The following is a 15,492-nucleotide window of genomic DNA, read 5'->3' on the forward strand; positions in this document are numbered from 1 at the left end:
CGGCTGATGACTTGAGCGGAAGGCCTCCGGGCGGCAGGCTGGGAGGATGAGCACATCCCCCCCTTCCACCCGTCCCGTCCTTCTGGTCACCGGCGGCGGGCGCGGCATCGGCGCCGCCGTGGCGCGGCTCGGCGCCGCACAGGGCTACGACATCCTCCTCACCTACCGCAGCGACGCCGCCCGGGCCGAGGCTACGGCCGCGGCGGCGCGGGCGGCGGGCGCCACCGTGCTGGCGCTTCAGGCCGATGTGGCCGAGGCCGAGGGCCGGGCGCGGTGCTTCGCGGAACTGGATGCCCGCTTCGGCCGGTTGGATGCGCTGGTGAACAATGCCGGCATCACCGGCCCGACCGGGCGGCTCGACGAGACCCCCGACGCGGTCTGGGAGGAAGTCCTGCGCACCAATGTCCTCGGCCTCGTCGCCTGCAGCCGCGAAGCGATCCGGCGCATGTCGACGCGCCATGGGGGCAGGGGAGGGGCGATGGTCAACATTTCTTCCCGCGCCTCCGGCCTCGGCGGCGGCGGGGAGTGGGTGCATTACGCTGCCAGCAAGGGCGCGGTGGATACGTTGACCCTCGGCCTCGCCAAGGAGCTGGCAGGGGAGGGCATCCGGGTGAATGCCGTCAATCCCGGCCTGATCGACACCGAGATCCATGCCACTGCCGGTATGCCGGACCGGGTCACCCGCATGGCCGGGGGCGTGCCGATGGGCCGCGGCGGCAGCGCGGAGGAGGTGGCGGAGGCGGTGCTCTGGCTGCTCTCCCCTGCCTCCGGCTATGTCACGGGCGCATTGCTGCCGGTCAGCGGCGGCCGCTGAGGAGCGATTGCCGCTATGCCCCGGCCGCACTAGCGTCCGCGGTCGATGAGCTTCGTCCTTTCCGATGCCCGCCTCCTCGTCATGCTTGAGGAGGACGTGCCCTATGGCGACATCACCACCGCCGGCCTCGGCATCGGCGAGGCGCGTGGCCGCGCCACCTTCCGTGCCCGCACCACCATGACCATCGCTTGCATCGAGGAGGCGGAACGGCTGATGCAGCTCGCCGGCTGCCCGGCGACGCATCGCCTCGCCTTCTCCGGCGCTCAAGTGGAGGCGGGGGCGGAGCTGTTGCGGGCCGAGGGCGAGGCGGCGGCGCTGCATCGCGGCTTCAAGCTGGCACAGAGCCTGATGGAGATCGCCTCCGGCATCGCTACCGGGGCGCGGGCGGTGCTTTGCGCCGCGCGCAGCGGCCGGCCCGGCGTCGCCGTCGCCTGCACCCGCAAGCACCTGCCTGGCGCGAAGGAGGTGATGCTGCGGGCGATCACTGCCGGGGGCTGCCTGCCGCACCGGCTCGGGCTCTCGGACAGCTTGCTGGTCTTCCCGCAGCACCGGGTCTTCCTCGGGCGGCAGCCGCCGCACCTCTGGGTGGCGCGCCTCCGCGCGGCGCAACTGGAGCGGAAGATCGTCGTGGAGGCGGACAGCGTCGATGCCGCGCTGCAATTCGCCCATGCCGGCGTTGACACGCTGCAACTCGACAAGCTGCCGCCGGAGGATGTGGCCGCTGTCATGCGGGCACTGGCCGACATGCCGCGCCGCCCGCTGATTGCCGCGACTGGCGGCATCACCGAGGCGAATGCCGGACACTATGCCGCGGCCGGTGCCGACCTGCTGGTGACCTCCGCACCTTATGCGGCGCCGCCGGCCGATATCGAAGTGGCCCTGTCGCCCTTGGGCGGATAACGCCGCCCCGGCCTGTCACCGGCCATACCGTGGTGCCCTGGGAAGGAAAGCCCGTCGAAACCGGCCTTGCCCCGTACCCCTCTGCGGCTTTGCCGCAGAAGATGGGCAAGGTTTTAGGTGTCGAGCCGCTACTCAGTGCATCAGCAAGGCCGTGAAACGGCTCCTACGGGGGTTAAACCGCAGGCCGAAGGTCGTTCGGGAAGGCCTGCTCCGCCGCCGGCGCCAGTGCCGCGGCCGCCACCTGCGGCTCGCCGGCGACGTGCCGGATGCCGGCGATGGTGCAGGGCGCATCCGCCGCCTCAATCGGTGGGTCGAAGGACAAGCCGGCCAGCAGCCCGCGCAACACGATGCGCGCCTTGGCGAATTCCTGCTCCTGGCAGAGCCGCAGCGCCAGCATCACCTGGCGGCGCATCAGCCGTGCCACCGAGCGGGGCCCCTCGAAACGCCGCTTCATGTAGACGTCGTTGCGGATGCGATGGAAGTGGTAGCCGATGCGCGCCGGGTTGCGCTCCGTCCGGATGTCGAGCACGCCGGCAAGCTGGCGCACATGCAACGCCCGGCTGGCGCCGACTAGGTAACCTGGCCGTTCCCGCGTGACACGCAGGGTGAATTCCGAATCCTCGCCCCAGATGAACATCCCGGCGATGGGCAGGCCGTGCTGCGTCAGCGTCGCGCGCGGAATGAGGTTGGAGACGAGCGCCGCCCGCGTCACCGGCACCAGCCCGTGGTTCAGCAGCTCCGGCCAGTTTTCATAAGCGAGGGCGTTGAGGCGGCGGTCCATCTCCGGCACGTTGGTCACTGCGCCGCCCGGTGCGCGAGCCACGGAGGTGAGGAAGGCGGGGCTGATGCCGCGCCCGTCCAGCGTCTCCGCCGCGGCGAGCAGTGCGGCCAGCGCATCCGGCTCCGGCATGACGTCATCGTCCATCACCCAGACATGATCGGCGCCGGTCTGGTAGGCGAGGCGCATGCCGAGATTGTAGCCGCCAGCCGCGCCGATATTCTTGGTCAGCACATGCAGGTCGATGCGGCCGGCCCAGCGCTCCTTCACCATCTCCGCCGTGCCGTCGGTGCTGGCATTGTCGACGACAACGATGTGGTCGCAGGGATAGGTCTGCGCCGTTATGGCCTGGAGGCACTCATCCAGCAATTCTCGGCGGTTATAGGTGATGACGACGGCACAAACCTTGGACATTGGGAGCTGCCTCCGCCTGCTTTTCAAAAGATGACGACCCGCGGGATGGGAACGACGAAACGGCCGCCCCATTCGCGGATGATGGACATTTGCGCGGCAACCTCTTCGCGGAGGTTCCAGGCGAGGATCAGCACGTAATCCGGTCGTGCCTCAACAATTGCCTCCGGCGCGCGGATCGGGATGCGCGTGCCGGGCAGCAGCAGGCCCTGCTTATGCGGGCTGCGATCGACGGTGAAGGGCAGCAATTCCGGCCCGACGCCGCAGTAGTTCAGCAGCGTGGTGCCCTTGGCCGGTGCGCCATAGCCGACGACGCGCCTGCCGGCCCGGCGAGCCTGCAACAGGAATTCCAGCAGCGCGGCCTTGGTCTCGACCACCTGTTCGGCGAAGCCGCGATAGGCCTCCGGCCCCTCCAGCCCGGATTGCCGCTCCAGCACCCGCATTGCCTCGACCGCCGGCGTCACCGCCTTCGCCGCATCCTCGGCATGGCGGACGAAGAGGCGAAGCGAGCCGCCATGCGTCGGCAGCTCCTCCAGGTCGAAGACGGTGAGCCCATGCTGCGCGAAGATCCGTTCCGCCACGAACAACGAGATGTAGGAGAAGTGCTCATGGTAGATCGTGTCGAATTCCGCGTGCTGCATCAGCCGCAGCAGATGCGGGAACTCGAAGGTGGCGACGCCCCCCGGGGCGAGCAGGATGCGGAAGCCCTCGACGAAGTCGTGCAGGTCCGGCACGTGGGCAAGCACGTTGTTGGCGACCATCAGCATCGGCTGCGGATGCGCCGCGCGCAGGCGCATCGCCGTCGCCGCGCTGAAGAAGGCGACCTCGGTCGGGATGCCGCGGGCGATGGCGAAGCGGGCCACATTCGCCGCCGGGTCGATTCCGAGCACAGGGATGCCGCGCTGGGCAAAATACTGCAGCAGGTAACCGTCATTGCTGGCGACCTCGACCACCGGCGTCCCGGCATTGAGGCCGAAGCGCGCCACCATGCGATCCGAATAGGTCTCGGCATGGCGCAGCCAGGCCTCGGAAACCGAGGAAAAGTAGCGGTACTCCGAGAAGATCGCCTGCGGGCTCTCGAATTCTGCAAGCTGCACCAGCCGGCAATCGGAGCAGACCAGGGCGTGCAGCGGATAGAAGGGCTCCATCCGGGCCGCATCGGCCGGTGCGACGTAGGAATTCGCTAGCGGCGTCAGGCCGAGTTCTGCGAAGGTCTCGCGCAGCGGCGCGCCGCAGCAGCGGCAGGCAGGGGCGGCAGAGGAGCCGGCCTGGAGCGCGATGTCCATCGGCGCTGTGATGGTGCCATCCATATCTATCAAGCCTCCATCCGGCCAAACTGCCGGGCGCCTGTTCTCGGTGCGCTCACGAGCCTCTGCCTCCCTGACCGGCCGATGATCCCGCAACGGCCAACCTGATCTGCATTTAACATTACAGACACGGGCAGGAACATGGTCTCCCAACGCCGTGCGCTCACTTCACCTTGAAAAAAGTTGCTCTTGCGAACGTACTTTACAAGAAATTCACCCCCGGCAGTGCCGCCCTGATGGCAAAGATGTGTGGCCGCAACAAAACGGGTGGAAGGCGCCATGGCGATGAGGGTGGATGCAGCCGAGGCCATGGCGGCCATGGGCGAGGCGCTGCATGCGCATTGTGCGGTACTTTTTCCTATCTGCCGCAGCATCACCGGCCCCGGCCTGCGCGAGACGCTTCGCTATGTCGGGGCACGCATCCCGCTTGAGATCCATGAGGTGCCGAGCGGTACGCCGGTGCTCGATTGGACCGTGCCCCGCGAATGGGTGCCACGCAGCGCCTGGATCCGCCGCCTCGATGGCACGACCGTGGTCGACTTCGCCGAGCACAATCTGCACCTCCTGCAATACAGCCACGCCATGGATGCCGTGGTGCCGCTCGCCGAGCTGCAACGCCATCTCCATAGCATTCCGGAGCAGCCAGAGCTGGTCCCCTACCGTACCGCCTATTACAGCGACGGCTGGGGCTTCTGCCTGCCACACAGGTTGCGCGAGAGCCTGGGCGATGAGGCTTACCGCGTGCACATCGATGCGGAGCTGAAGGAGGGCTCGCTGTCCTATGGAGAATGCCTGCTGCCGGGCGAGAGCGAGGCCGAGGTCCTGGTCTCCATCCACAGCTGCCATCCCTCGCTTGCCAACGACAACCTCTCCGGCATCGCACTCGGGCTGGAGCTCGCGCGCGCCCTGTCGGCCCGCCGGCGGCGACTGAGCTGGCGCTTCCTCTTCCTTCCTGGGACCATCGGCTCGCTCGCCTGGCTGGCGCGGAACCGTGACGGCGTTGGCCGAGTCGCGTATGGGCTGGTGCTGACCTGCCTCGGCGACGGGGGACCGATCACCTACAAGGCATCGCGTCGCGGCGATGCGCCGATCGACCGCATCGCCGCGCATGTGCTGCGGCACGAATCGCCGGAGAACCGGCTGCTGCCCTTCTCGCCCTATGGCTATGACGAGCGGCAGTACTGCTCGCCCGGCTTCGACCTGCCGGTCGGCTGCCTGATGCGCTCGCCGAACGGCACCTTCCCCGAATACCACAGCTCGGCCGACAACCTCGATTTCGTCCGGCCCGAGCACCTGGCGCGCTCCTTCGCCGCGCTGGCCTCCATTGCCGATGTGATCGAGGAGGACCGCCTGCTGGCCTCGACATCGCCTTATGGCGAGCCGCAGCTCGGCCGGCGCGGCCTCTACGCACCGATCGGCGGCACCGGGCCCGCGGCGGCGGGGCGCGGCTACGGGCAGATGGCATTGCTCTGGGTGCTGAACCTCGCCGACGGACGACACAGCCTGCTCGACATGGCGGAGCGCGCCGATCTGTCCTTCGCCGAGATTCGCAACGCCGCCGCGGCCGCGGAGGCGGCGGGGCTGCTCGTCACGGCAAGTCCAATTGCCGATGGCGTCACGGTTCAGGATAGTGCACCAAAACCAAGGAAGGCACGGCCATGAGCACCGTTCACTACGACGCCCATTGCAGCGACGAGGCACGCCGCGAGGCGCTGTATCACGGTGATATCTTCATCTACTCGCCGATGCCGGCGACGCGGGCGCTGGCCGAGCTGGCGCGCGGCATGATCGCCGAGGCCTTCGCGCCGCACGACCCGCGCCGCGTCGATCAGGTGCTGTCGATGGAGGAATGCGCCGCGGTGCTGGCCAGGCTGAAGCCGGCCTTCATCCACCACCCCGAATGCAAGCGCCTGCTGCCCGATATCATCAAGGGCGTGGGTGCCGACCTCGACGACACCTATTTCGACGTGCCGCGGATGCGCTCGGCTTATCCGGCGCATTACCTCACCTCCGGCATTGCCTATGCCTTCCATGCGCATCGCGACACCTGGTATTCCGCGCCGCCCTGCCAGATCAATTGGTGGCTGCCGGTCTTCGAGATCGAGGCGCGCAACTGCCTTGCCTTCTATCCGGAGTATTTCGACAGGCCGGTCGGCAACACCTCCGAGATCTACAACTACTACGAATGGAACACGAAGAACCGGGCCAGCGCCGCGCAGCATGTCAAGCAGGACACGCGCGAGCAGCCGAAGCTGACCGAACGGATCTCGGAGCGGGACCTGCGCCTGCTGGTGCCCGCTGGCGGCGTCATCCTCTTCTCCGCCGCGCAGTTGCATGAGACGGTGCCGAACACCAGCGGCCTCGCGCGCTACAGCATCGATTTCCGCACCGTGAGCCGCAGCGACGCGGCGGCGCGGCGTGGCGCGGCCAATGTCGATTCCCGCTGCACCGGCACGACGATGCGCGATTACCTGCGCGCCTCCGACCTCTCCCACCTGCCGGAGGAGGTGGTGACGCTCTATGACGACGGCACGGCCGTCGAAGGCCGCACCCTGGTCTTCACCCCCGACCTGGCGATGGTCCGGTAGAAAGCTAGGTCGCCGCCAGGGTCCTGGCGGCGACCTGAGGCGCCCAAATTAAGGGCGGGTTCCGATGGCCTTGGCCCACGGAACCCGCCCTGGCTGACCGTCGAGACGAGCCGACAGTCCTGGCCGGGTGAGGCCACCCGGCCGGTGCTTCCCTCAGCCCCAAACCTTCCAGGGCGCGTCCGTCGCCCAGCGGGCCTCCAGCGTCTGCTTGTCGCGGAGCGAATCCATGCTCTGCCAGTAGCCGTCATGCTGGTAGCTGCCGAGCTTGCCGAGCTCGGTCAGGCGCCGCATCGGGCCTTCCTCGAAGACGGTGCTGTCGCCCTCGATGAGGTCGAGCATCTGCGGCTCGCAGACGAAGAAGCCGCCATTGATGAGGCCGCCGTCCCGCGCATCTTTCTCGCGGAAGCCGGTGACATGCCCGTCTTCCGAAAGCCGCAGCGCGCCGTAGCGGCCGGGCTGGGAGACGGCAGTGAGGGTGCACCAGGCCCCGGTCGCCTCATGCGCCGCGATGACGCGGCGGATGTTCACGTCGCTGACGCCGTCGCCATAGGTGAGGCAGAAGCGCTCGTCCCCGATATGCTTCCGCGCACGAAGGATTCGGCCGCCGGTCATCGTCTCGGCGCCGGTATCCAGCACGGTGACGCGCCAGTTCTCGCTCACCGCCTCCAGCCACTGCACCTTGCCGCTGCCGAGCTCGATGGAGAAGTCGCAGTTCTCGTCGCGGTAGCGGAGGAAGTAGTCGCGGATGTAGCGCACCTTGTAGCCGCCGAGGACGACGAAGTCCCGCAGGCCGTAATGCGCGTAGATCTTCATGATGTGCCACATGATCGGCCGCCCGCCGATCTCGACCATGGGCTTCGGGCGGACGGCGGTCTCCTCCCCAAGGCGGGTACCCAACCCGCCGGCCAGCAACACGACCTTCATGCCACGGTCTCCTCGGCGCCCTGGCGCCACACAAGGTCATCGGTGAGGCGACCCGCCTCGCGGTGCTGCTGCAGCACCTGCAGGCGGATGAAGGGAGAGTGGCGGAACTCCGCATCGGCGAAGCGCATCCCCCGCATGCCCTCGACCAGCCGGCCGATGGAGCCTTCCAGCGTCACCCGCGGCTGGTGCTCCGGCGCCAGCTCGGCATAGCGGCTGAAATCGACGCGGTAGGAGCGGCTGTCGACCGGCGCCGAGGTGTTGATCGAGACCTTCGTCCCCGGCAGCGCCGCGGCGACGGCATGGGCGAGGTCGCGGACCTGGTGGTTGCGCTCGTCCGAGCCGGCATTGACGGTGAGGAAGCGCCCGCCGCGCTCCGCCGGACGCGTCGCTGCCCATTCGATGGCCAGCGCCATGTCGGCGACATCGATCAGCGGCCGCCAGGGCGTGCCGTCGCTAAGCACGGTGATCTCGCCGCGGCTGAGCGCGCCGGCGACGAAGTCGTTCAGCACCAGGTCCAGCCGCAGCCGGTCGGACATGCCGCAGGCGGTGGCGAAGCGGAGGCAGGTGACGGTCATGTCGCCGTTGAGGCCGGCCAGGGCCCGCTCCGTGCCGATCTTCGAAGCGGCATAGGCGGTGACGGGGTTCAGCTCGTCGTCCTCGTGCCGCGGCGGGCCAGCGGCGACGCCATAGACGCTGCAACTGGAGAGGAAGACGAAGTTGCGGACGCCGGCGGCCTGCGCCTGCTGCGCGATCCGCACCGAGGCTTCCTGGTTGATCTCGGCGGTGACGCGGGCGAAGCGGTCGCCCATCGGATCGTTGGAGATCGCCGCCATATGCACCACGGCATCGACGCCGTGGAACAGGCCGGGATCGATGCTGCGCACGTCGCCGAAGACCTGCCGTGCGAGCAACGCTTCGGGCAGCGTCGGGGCGCCGGTGAGACAATGGGCGAAATAGGCGTTGTCGAAGCCGATCAGCTCCGCATCCGGGAAGCGCCGGCGCAGGTGGCGGACCAGCACGGGGCCGACATAGCCCATATTACCGGTGATGAGGACCTTCATGCTTTCGCTCGCATCAGTGACGGGCGGCCAGGGGCCGGCGCGAGCAGATAATCAGAGAGTTATGCGCCGCTCATGTAACAAGGCCGCCAGACTTCAACCTGAGACTTCATAATGATTTGCCCGTGGAGCACCGGCGATGCCGCACTTGTGCCCTTGCAACGATCGAAAATAACCTGTGGTGGATGGCGGCGGTCATCCTCTGGGGATGCTGCCCGGGGCGCCCCCGGCACGAATGCCGCCGACCCAGCCTGAGCGTCATGCCAATGCGCAACGATCACGCCTAACGGCGGCAATTTCATGGCTCTAGGGCCGCTGCTGTGCTGGAAGCCCGGCCTCCTCCCTCATCGGCACGGGCCCCGCCTGCCAGGCCACCCGTTTCTTGACCGGTTCGGCGCCGGGGCGGGCAATGTCCCGGGGTGCCGGCGGGGTGTTCCAGCGCTTGCAGCTCTGGGCTAAGCCTTGCGGATGCAGCCCGTCCGCGAGGCGTCTCCCTTATGATTGATCACCACCGCCCATGACCGCGCCCGGCGCCCCCGGCATTCGCCCGAGCTGGACCAGCAGCGCGAAGGACATCGCAGGCACCGCCATCGGCGCCTCGCGCCTCTGGTTCACCCTCGGCTATGGCATCGTGAACGAGGTCTACCACCCGCGCGTCGACCTGCCGCAGATCCGCGACCTCGGCTTCATCGTCGCCGATGGCGAGGGCTTCTGGACCGAGGTGAAGCGCAACGCCGACTATACCCTCGCCACCGCCGGCCCCGGCATCCCGGCCGTGCAGGTGGTCCACCGGCATCCGCGCTTCGAACTGGCGCTGCGCATCGCGCCCGAGCGCGACCGCGACGTGCTGCTGATCGAAGCGGTGCTGACCGGCGATCCTGGCCTCCGTCTCTATGTCCTGCTCGCCCCGCATCTGGGCGGTACGGGCGAGGGGAACCACGCCTCCGTCTGCCGCGACCGCGATCGCCTGCTGCTCTGCGCCGAGCAGGGCGGCCATGCCCTCGCCCTTGCCGCTGCGGAGCCGGCGACGCAGGGCGAGGCCTGGGCGCGCGCCAGTGCCGGCTTCGTCGGCACCAGCGACGGCTGGCAGGATTTCGCCGCGCATGACACCATGCGCTGGGAATATGCCGAGGCCGGCCCCGGCAATGTTGCCCTGCTCGGCGAGCTGCGCGGCACTTCCGCCGTGCTCGCCCTCGGCTTCGCCAGCGAGCGGGAGGCAGCCTCGACTCTCGCCCTCTCCGCGCTGCTGCAACCCTTCGACGCCGCCTGGCACCGCCATGTCGAGGCCTGGGAGGCCTGGCAGGCCGCCAATGTCGATCCCGGCACCTGCCAGGACGAATTCCGCGAGGCGGCGCATGTCTCGGCGATGGTGCTGCGGGTGCACCAGGACAAGACCTTCCTCGGCGCCATGGTGGCGAGCCTCAGCATTCCCTGGGGCAGCAGCACGGACGATCCCGGCGGCTACCACCTCGTCTGGCCGCGCGACCTGGTCGAGAGCGCCGGCGCGCTGCTTGCCCTCGGCGGGTGGGAAGAAGCGCGAAACATCCTCCGCTACCTCATCGCCACCCAGCGCGGCGATGGCCGCTGGTCGCAGAACCAGTGGCTGGGCGGCAAGGCGCACTGGACCGGCATCCAGCTCGACGAGGCGGCCTTCCCCGTCCTGCTCGCCTCGGCCCTGGCCGAGGCGGATGCGTTGGGCGGCATCCAGCCCGGCGGGATGGTGCGGAAGGCGCTGCGCTTCATCGCCCTGCTCGGCCCCGCCACCGACCAGGACCGCTGGGAGGAGACGCCGGGCGTCAACACCTTCACCCTCGCCGCCTCCATCGCCGCCCTGGTCTGCGGCGCGGAGATGCTCGACACCAGTGAACGGCGCGACCTGCTGCTGCTGGCCGATGACTGGAACAGCCGCATCGAGGATTGGTGCCTCGGTGCCGATCCTGCGCTCGTCGCGGAGCACGGCATCCCCGCCTATTACGTCCGCGCCGCCTCGCCCGCCGTCTTCGCCGACCGCGCCGGCATCCGCGACCGCGTGCCGGTGCGCAACCATGACGGCGAATGCCTGGTGCCAGCCGACACGCTCATCAGCACCGATCCGCTGCAACTCGTCCGCTTCGGCCTGCGCCGCGCGGATGACCCGCCAATCGCCGGCACCATCCGCCTGATCGACGCCCTGCTCCGCGTCGAGACACCCTCCGGCCCGGGCTGGTACCGCTACAATGGCGACGGCTATGGCGAGCATGATGACGGCCGCCCGTTCGACGGCACCGGCCGCGGCCGCCCCTGGCCACTGCTGACCGGCGAGCGTGGCCATTACGAGCTGGCCGCGGGGCGGGAGGCCGAAGCCCGCGCGCTGCTGCGGGCGATGACGCGGATGGGCAGCCGCCTCGGCCTGCTGCCCGAGCAGGTCTGGGAGGCGGAGGCGATCCCCGAGCATTTCCTCTTCCCCGGCCGCCCCTCCGGCTCCGCCATGCCGCTGGTCTGGGCGCATGCCGAATTCATGAAGCTGGCGGCCAGCCTCCGCCTCGGCCGCCCGATCGACCGGCCGGAGCCGGTCTGGCTCCGCTATGGCGGCCGGCGGCCGAGCGCGCCGCGGGCGCATTGGAGCCGGCGCATGCCGGTCGGCTGGATTCGCGCCGGCCAGGGCTTCCGCCTGCTGCTGGACGCCCCTGCGCTGGTCCGCTGGCAGGGCGGCGAGACGCGGACAGCCGAGGGCGCGCTCGGCCTGCACCGCGCCGACCTGCCGACCGATACGCTGGCGCCGGGCGAGCGCTTCACCTTCGCCATCGAAGGCGAGCCGGAGTGCGAGATCCGCATCGTGCCTGCCGAGGAGTGACCGTTACGCTTCTCGACGCATCCTTGCCGCGCGGCACCGGCCGCTTCCCAATCCGCTGCCGCTTCTCTACCTGGCGCGCGTGACAGAGGGCTCTCGACGCATGGACATGGACCCCCGCCTTTGCCCCGACCCGGCCGTGCTGGCCCGCGCCGCGCCGGCCCCGGCCTCCACCCTGGTGATCTTCGGGGCCAATGGCGATCTCACCAAGCGCCTGTTGACGCCCTCGCTCTACAACCTCACCGGCGCCGGCCTGCTGGCGGATGGTTTCCACGTCATCGGCCTCGACCACAACGAGCGCAGCGACGAGGCCTACCGCGACCAGCTCACCGAGGCGATGCAGTCCTTCGTCGCGGACAAGGGCGGCGAGTTCTCGGCCGACGGGATCGACCAGCGCGCCTGGGGCTGGGTGCGCGAGCGCCTCTCCTACCTCACCGGCGAGTTCGAGGAGGCCGCGACCTATGAGCGCCTTGCAGCCCGGCTGGAGGACATCCGCCGGAGCGCCGGCCACGGCAATTGCGTGTTCTACCTCGCCACCGCGCCGCGCTTCTTCGGCACCATCGTCGAACGCCTGGCCGCAGCCGGGCTGATGCGCCAGGAGGGCGACGATTTCCGCCGCGTCGTGGTGGAGAAGCCCTTCGGCACCGACCTCGCCTCCGCCCAGGCGCTGAACGCCAGGATCCTCGGCCTGGTGGAGGAGAGCCAGGTCTTCCGCATCGACCACTTCCTCGGCAAGGAGACGGTGCAGAACATCCTGGCGCTGCGCTTCGCCAACGGCATCTTCGAGCCGCTCTGGCGCCGCGACCATATCGACCATGTGCAGATCACCGCCGCCGAGACTGTCGGCGTCGAGCAGCGCGGCCGCTTCTACGAGGCGACCGGCGCGCTGCGGGACATGGTGCCGAACCACATGATGCAGCTCCTGGCGATGACGGCGATGGAGCCGCCCAACAGCTTCGACGCCGATGCGGTGCGCGCCGAGAAGGCCAAGGTAGTGCAGGCCATCCGCCCGCTCGGGGCGGCGGAGCTGGCCCGCGACGTGGTGCGCGGCCAGTACACGGCCGGCACGTCGAAGGGCCAGCCGGTGACCGGCTATCGCAATGAGCCGAACGTCGCCCCCGACAGCGGCACCGAGACCTACATCGCGATGAAGCTGGCGATCGACAACTGGCGCTGGGCCGGCGTGCCCTTCTACATCCGCACCGGCAAGCGGATGACGCTGCGCCGCACGGAGATCGCCATCCAGTTCAAGCAGGCACCCTTCGCCATGTTCCGCGACACGCCGGTCGAGCGGCTGACGCCCAATTTCATGGTGATCCACATCCAGCCGAGCGAGGGCATCTCGCTGCATCTCAGCGCCAAGGAGCCGGGGCCGACGCTCAAGCTCTCCGGCGTGCAGATGGACTTCCGCTATGCCGACTGGTTCAAGGCCGGGCCGAGCACGGGCTACGAGACGCTGCTCTACGACGTGCTCGTCGGCGACGCGACGCTGTTTCAGCGTGCCGACAATGTGGAGGCCGGCTGGTGCGCGGTGCAGCCCATCCTGGATGCTCCGGTGGCGATCGAGCCCTACGCCGCCGGCAGCGAGGGCCCGGACGCGGCCGATGCGCTGCTCGCGCGCGATGGCCGCCACTGGCTGAAGCTCGCATGACGGCGCCCGTGCGGCTGCTCGTCTCCGATGTCGACGGCACGCTGGTGACGACCGACAAGCGCCTCACGCCGGCGACGACCGAGGCCGCCGCCCGGCTGCGCGAGGCCGGGGTGATGCTCGCCCTGGTCAGCAGCCGCCCGCCGCGCGGCATCGCCCCGCTCGCCGCGCAGCTCGGGCTGGAGACACCGGTCGCCGGCTTCAACGGCGGCGTCATCCTCGACCGCGAGGGCCGTAGCCTCGCCGAGCGCCCGGTGCCGGAGGTGGCGGCCCGCGCCGCGCTCGCCGCCTTCGCCGCGCGCGGCATCGACGCATGGGTCTTCGCCGATGGCGAATGGCTGCTGCAGAACCCGGACGGCCACTACGTCCCGCTCGAGCAGCGCACCATCGGCTTCGCCCCGCGCCGGGTGGACAGCTTCGATCCCGTCATCGCCCGCGCCGGCAAGCTGGTCGGCGCCTCGGCCGATGCCGCGCTGCTCGCCGAATGCGAGGCAAGCCTCCAGGCCCAGCTCGGCGCGCAGGCCAGCATCCACCGCTCCCAGGCCTATTACCTCGACGTGACGCACCCGGAGGCCGACAAGGGCCATGCGCTCCTGGCGCTCGCCCGGCTCTGCGGCGTCACGCCTGCCGAGACGGCCTGCATCGGCGACATGACGAACGACCTGCCCATGTTCGGCGTTGCCGGGTTTGCCATCGCCATGGGCAATGCCCCGCCCGCGGTGCAGGCCCGCGCCGCGGCGGTCACGCTGGCCAATGACGCGGATGGCTTCGCCGCCGCGGTGCGCGACATCATCCTCCCCCGGGCGGGAGGCGACAGGAGGCCGGCATGATGCATCGCATGGAGGTGGCGGCGGATGCCGAGGCGCTGGCCGAGCAGGCAGCCGCCTGGGTGCTGGAGCATGTCATGGCGCGGGAGGGCGCCGTCTCCATCGGCCTCTCCGGCGGCTCCACCCCGAAGCGGCTCTATGAGCGGCTGGCCTCGCCGGAATGGCGCGACCGGGTGCCCTGGGCGCGCATCCATCTCTTCTGGGGCGATGAGCGCTTCGTGGCGCCTGAACACCCGGACAGCAACCAGGGCATGGTGCGGCAGGCAATGCTCGGCCAGGTGCCGATCCCGCCCCGCAACATCCACCCCATCCCCACCGACGGCACTCCGGAATCCGCCGCCGCCCGCTACGAGGCGGAGCTGCGCCGCTTCGCCGAGACCCGGCCGGGCGAGCCGCTCTTCGACATCCAGCTCCTCGGCCTCGGGCCGGACGGGCATACCGCCTCGCTCTTCCCCGGCAACCCGGCTCTGTTGGAGCGCGGGGCCTGGGTACTCGCCGTCATCGGCGCCAAGCCGGAGCCGCGGATCACCCTGACCTATCCGGCGCTGAACAGCAGCCGCGCCTCCGCCTTCCTCGTCGCCGGCGCGGAGAAGCGCGAGATCCTCGCCCGCCTCCGCGCCGGCGACCGGGCGCTGCCCGCGGCCGGGCTCGGCCCTGCCGGCCCGGTCACCATCTTCGCAGACCGGGACGCGGCCGGCGCGTGAGCGGCCAGGACCGGCAGAAGCGCCAGGCCGCCGAAGCCGCCGCGGCGCTGGTCGAGCCCGGCATGCTGATCGGCCTCGGCTCCGGCTCCACCGCCGCGCTGGTGGTGGAGGCGCTGGCCGCGCGCCAGGCGGCCGGCCTCCGCATCGCCGGCGGCGTCCCGACCTCCGAGGGCACCGCCACGCTCGCCCGCCGCCTCGGCCTGCCGCTGGCCGAGCTGGACGAGCGGCCGCTCGACCTCGCCATCGACGGGGCGGACGAGGTGGAAGAGGGCAGCTTCGCCCTGCTGAAAGGCCGCGGGGGCGCCCTCCTGCGCGAGAAGATGGTTGCCACCGCCGCCCGCCGCCTGCTGATCGTCATCGACGAGGGGAAGCTGGTCCCTCGCCTCGGCCGCGGCGTCCTGCCGGTGGAGCTGGTCGATTTCGGCCAGCGCGCCACCCTCGCCCGGCTCGCGGCGCTTGGCCTGACCCCGACCCTGCGCCAGGGGAAGGACGGCCGGCCCTTCCGCAGCGATGGCGGCCACCTGATCGCCGATTGCGCGACCGGCCCCATCGCCGACGCCGCCGCCCTCGACCGCGCCCTGCACGCCATCCCCGGCGTGGTCGAGACCGGCCTCTTCCTCGGCCTCGCGCCGCAGCTCCTGGTCGGCACCGCGGATGGCCGGGTCCTGACCCTCGACAGCTGAGGCTGGCGGCCCGCGCCGCG

Annotated in this window: 13 protein-coding genes; 9 read left to right on the top strand and 4 right to left on the bottom strand. The window is 70.0% G+C overall.

The genetic code is table 11. The annotated features are described in order from the left end of the window. The first annotated feature begins 46 nt into the window (after window positions 1-46). Together JMJ56_RS12760 and modD are read left to right on the top strand one after the other, a co-directional pair. Complete coding sequence (locus JMJ56_RS12760; protein WP_202832147.1) at window positions 47-814, top strand: SDR family oxidoreductase; 768 nt, start codon at window positions 47-49, stop codon at window positions 812-814. Between the two features lie 45 nt (window positions 815-859). Continuing rightward, window positions 860-1,714: a ModD protein gene (gene modD, locus JMJ56_RS12765; RefSeq protein ID WP_202832148.1), complete on the top strand. Its 855-nt coding sequence runs from the start codon at window positions 860-862 to the stop codon at window positions 1,712-1,714. Between the two features lie 172 nt (window positions 1,715-1,886). On the opposite strand, the gene JMJ56_RS12770 is transcribed toward modD, so the two are convergent. Both JMJ56_RS12770 and JMJ56_RS12775 read right to left on the bottom strand, forming a co-directional pair. Beyond that, on the bottom strand, window positions 1,887-2,906 hold the full coding sequence (locus JMJ56_RS12770; protein WP_202832149.1) for a glycosyltransferase family 2 protein: 1,020 nt from the start codon (window positions 2,904-2,906) through the stop codon (window positions 1,887-1,889). A gap of 23 nt (window positions 2,907-2,929) precedes the next feature. Beyond that, window positions 2,930-4,213, bottom strand: a complete 1,284-nt coding sequence (locus tag JMJ56_RS12775; protein ID WP_236037703.1) for a class I SAM-dependent methyltransferase — start codon at window positions 4,211-4,213, stop codon at window positions 2,930-2,932. Between the two features lie 276 nt (window positions 4,214-4,489). Between JMJ56_RS12775 and JMJ56_RS12780 the strand changes: the two genes are divergently transcribed. Further along, on the top strand, window positions 4,490-5,872 hold the full coding sequence (locus tag JMJ56_RS12780) for a DUF4910 domain-containing protein (protein WP_236037704.1): 1,383 nt from the start codon (window positions 4,490-4,492) through the stop codon (window positions 5,870-5,872). Then, window positions 5,869-6,798: a hypothetical protein gene (locus JMJ56_RS12785; protein ID WP_202832150.1), complete on the top strand. Its 930-nt coding sequence runs from the start codon at window positions 5,869-5,871 to the stop codon at window positions 6,796-6,798. The genes JMJ56_RS12780 and JMJ56_RS12785 overlap by 4 nt, the downstream gene beginning before the upstream one ends. 153 nt (window positions 6,799-6,951) lie before the next feature. Here JMJ56_RS12785 and rfbF read toward each other — a convergent pair whose 3' ends face one another. Both rfbF and JMJ56_RS12795 read right to left on the bottom strand, forming a co-directional pair. Beyond that, on the bottom strand, window positions 6,952-7,722 hold the full coding sequence (gene rfbF, locus JMJ56_RS12790; protein ID WP_202832151.1) for a glucose-1-phosphate cytidylyltransferase: 771 nt from the start codon (window positions 7,720-7,722) through the stop codon (window positions 6,952-6,954). After that, complete coding sequence (locus JMJ56_RS12795) at window positions 7,719-8,783, bottom strand: NAD-dependent epimerase/dehydratase family protein (protein WP_202832152.1); 1,065 nt, start codon at window positions 8,781-8,783, stop codon at window positions 7,719-7,721. The genes rfbF and JMJ56_RS12795 overlap by 4 nt, the downstream gene beginning before the upstream one ends. Before the next feature lie 514 nt (window positions 8,784-9,297). On the opposite strand from JMJ56_RS12795, the gene JMJ56_RS12800 reads away from it, so the two are divergent. From JMJ56_RS12800 to rpiA, 5 genes are all read left to right on the top strand, one after another. Then, a complete protein-coding gene (locus tag JMJ56_RS12800; protein ID WP_202832153.1) occupies window positions 9,298-11,613 on the top strand; it encodes a glycoside hydrolase family 15 protein in 2,316 nt (771 codons plus the stop codon). A gap of 100 nt (window positions 11,614-11,713) precedes the next feature. Further along, window positions 11,714-13,261 (top strand): glucose-6-phosphate dehydrogenase, encoded by a 1,548-nt coding sequence (gene zwf, locus JMJ56_RS12805; protein WP_236037705.1) that lies wholly within the window; start codon window positions 11,714-11,716, stop codon window positions 13,259-13,261. Beyond that, the gene (locus tag JMJ56_RS12810; RefSeq protein WP_202832154.1) at window positions 13,258-14,088 is read left to right on the top strand and encodes a Cof-type HAD-IIB family hydrolase; all 831 of its coding nucleotides are present in this window, start codon (window positions 13,258-13,260) and stop codon (window positions 14,086-14,088) included. The genes zwf and JMJ56_RS12810 overlap by 4 nt, the downstream gene beginning before the upstream one ends. After that, window positions 14,085-14,789, top strand: coding sequence for a 6-phosphogluconolactonase (gene pgl / locus JMJ56_RS12815; protein ID WP_202832155.1), 705 nt, complete (start codon window positions 14,085-14,087; stop codon window positions 14,787-14,789). The genes JMJ56_RS12810 and pgl overlap by 4 nt, the downstream gene beginning before the upstream one ends. Next, window positions 14,786-15,472, top strand: a complete 687-nt coding sequence (gene rpiA, locus JMJ56_RS12820; RefSeq protein ID WP_202832156.1) for a ribose-5-phosphate isomerase RpiA — start codon at window positions 14,786-14,788, stop codon at window positions 15,470-15,472. The genes pgl and rpiA overlap by 4 nt, the downstream gene beginning before the upstream one ends. Window positions 15,473-15,492 lie beyond the last annotated feature (20 nt).

It is taken from the genome of Belnapia arida, from assembly GCF_016773205.1.
In the GTDB taxonomy this organism is placed as follows: Bacteria; Pseudomonadota; Alphaproteobacteria; order Acetobacterales; family Acetobacteraceae; genus Belnapia; species Belnapia arida.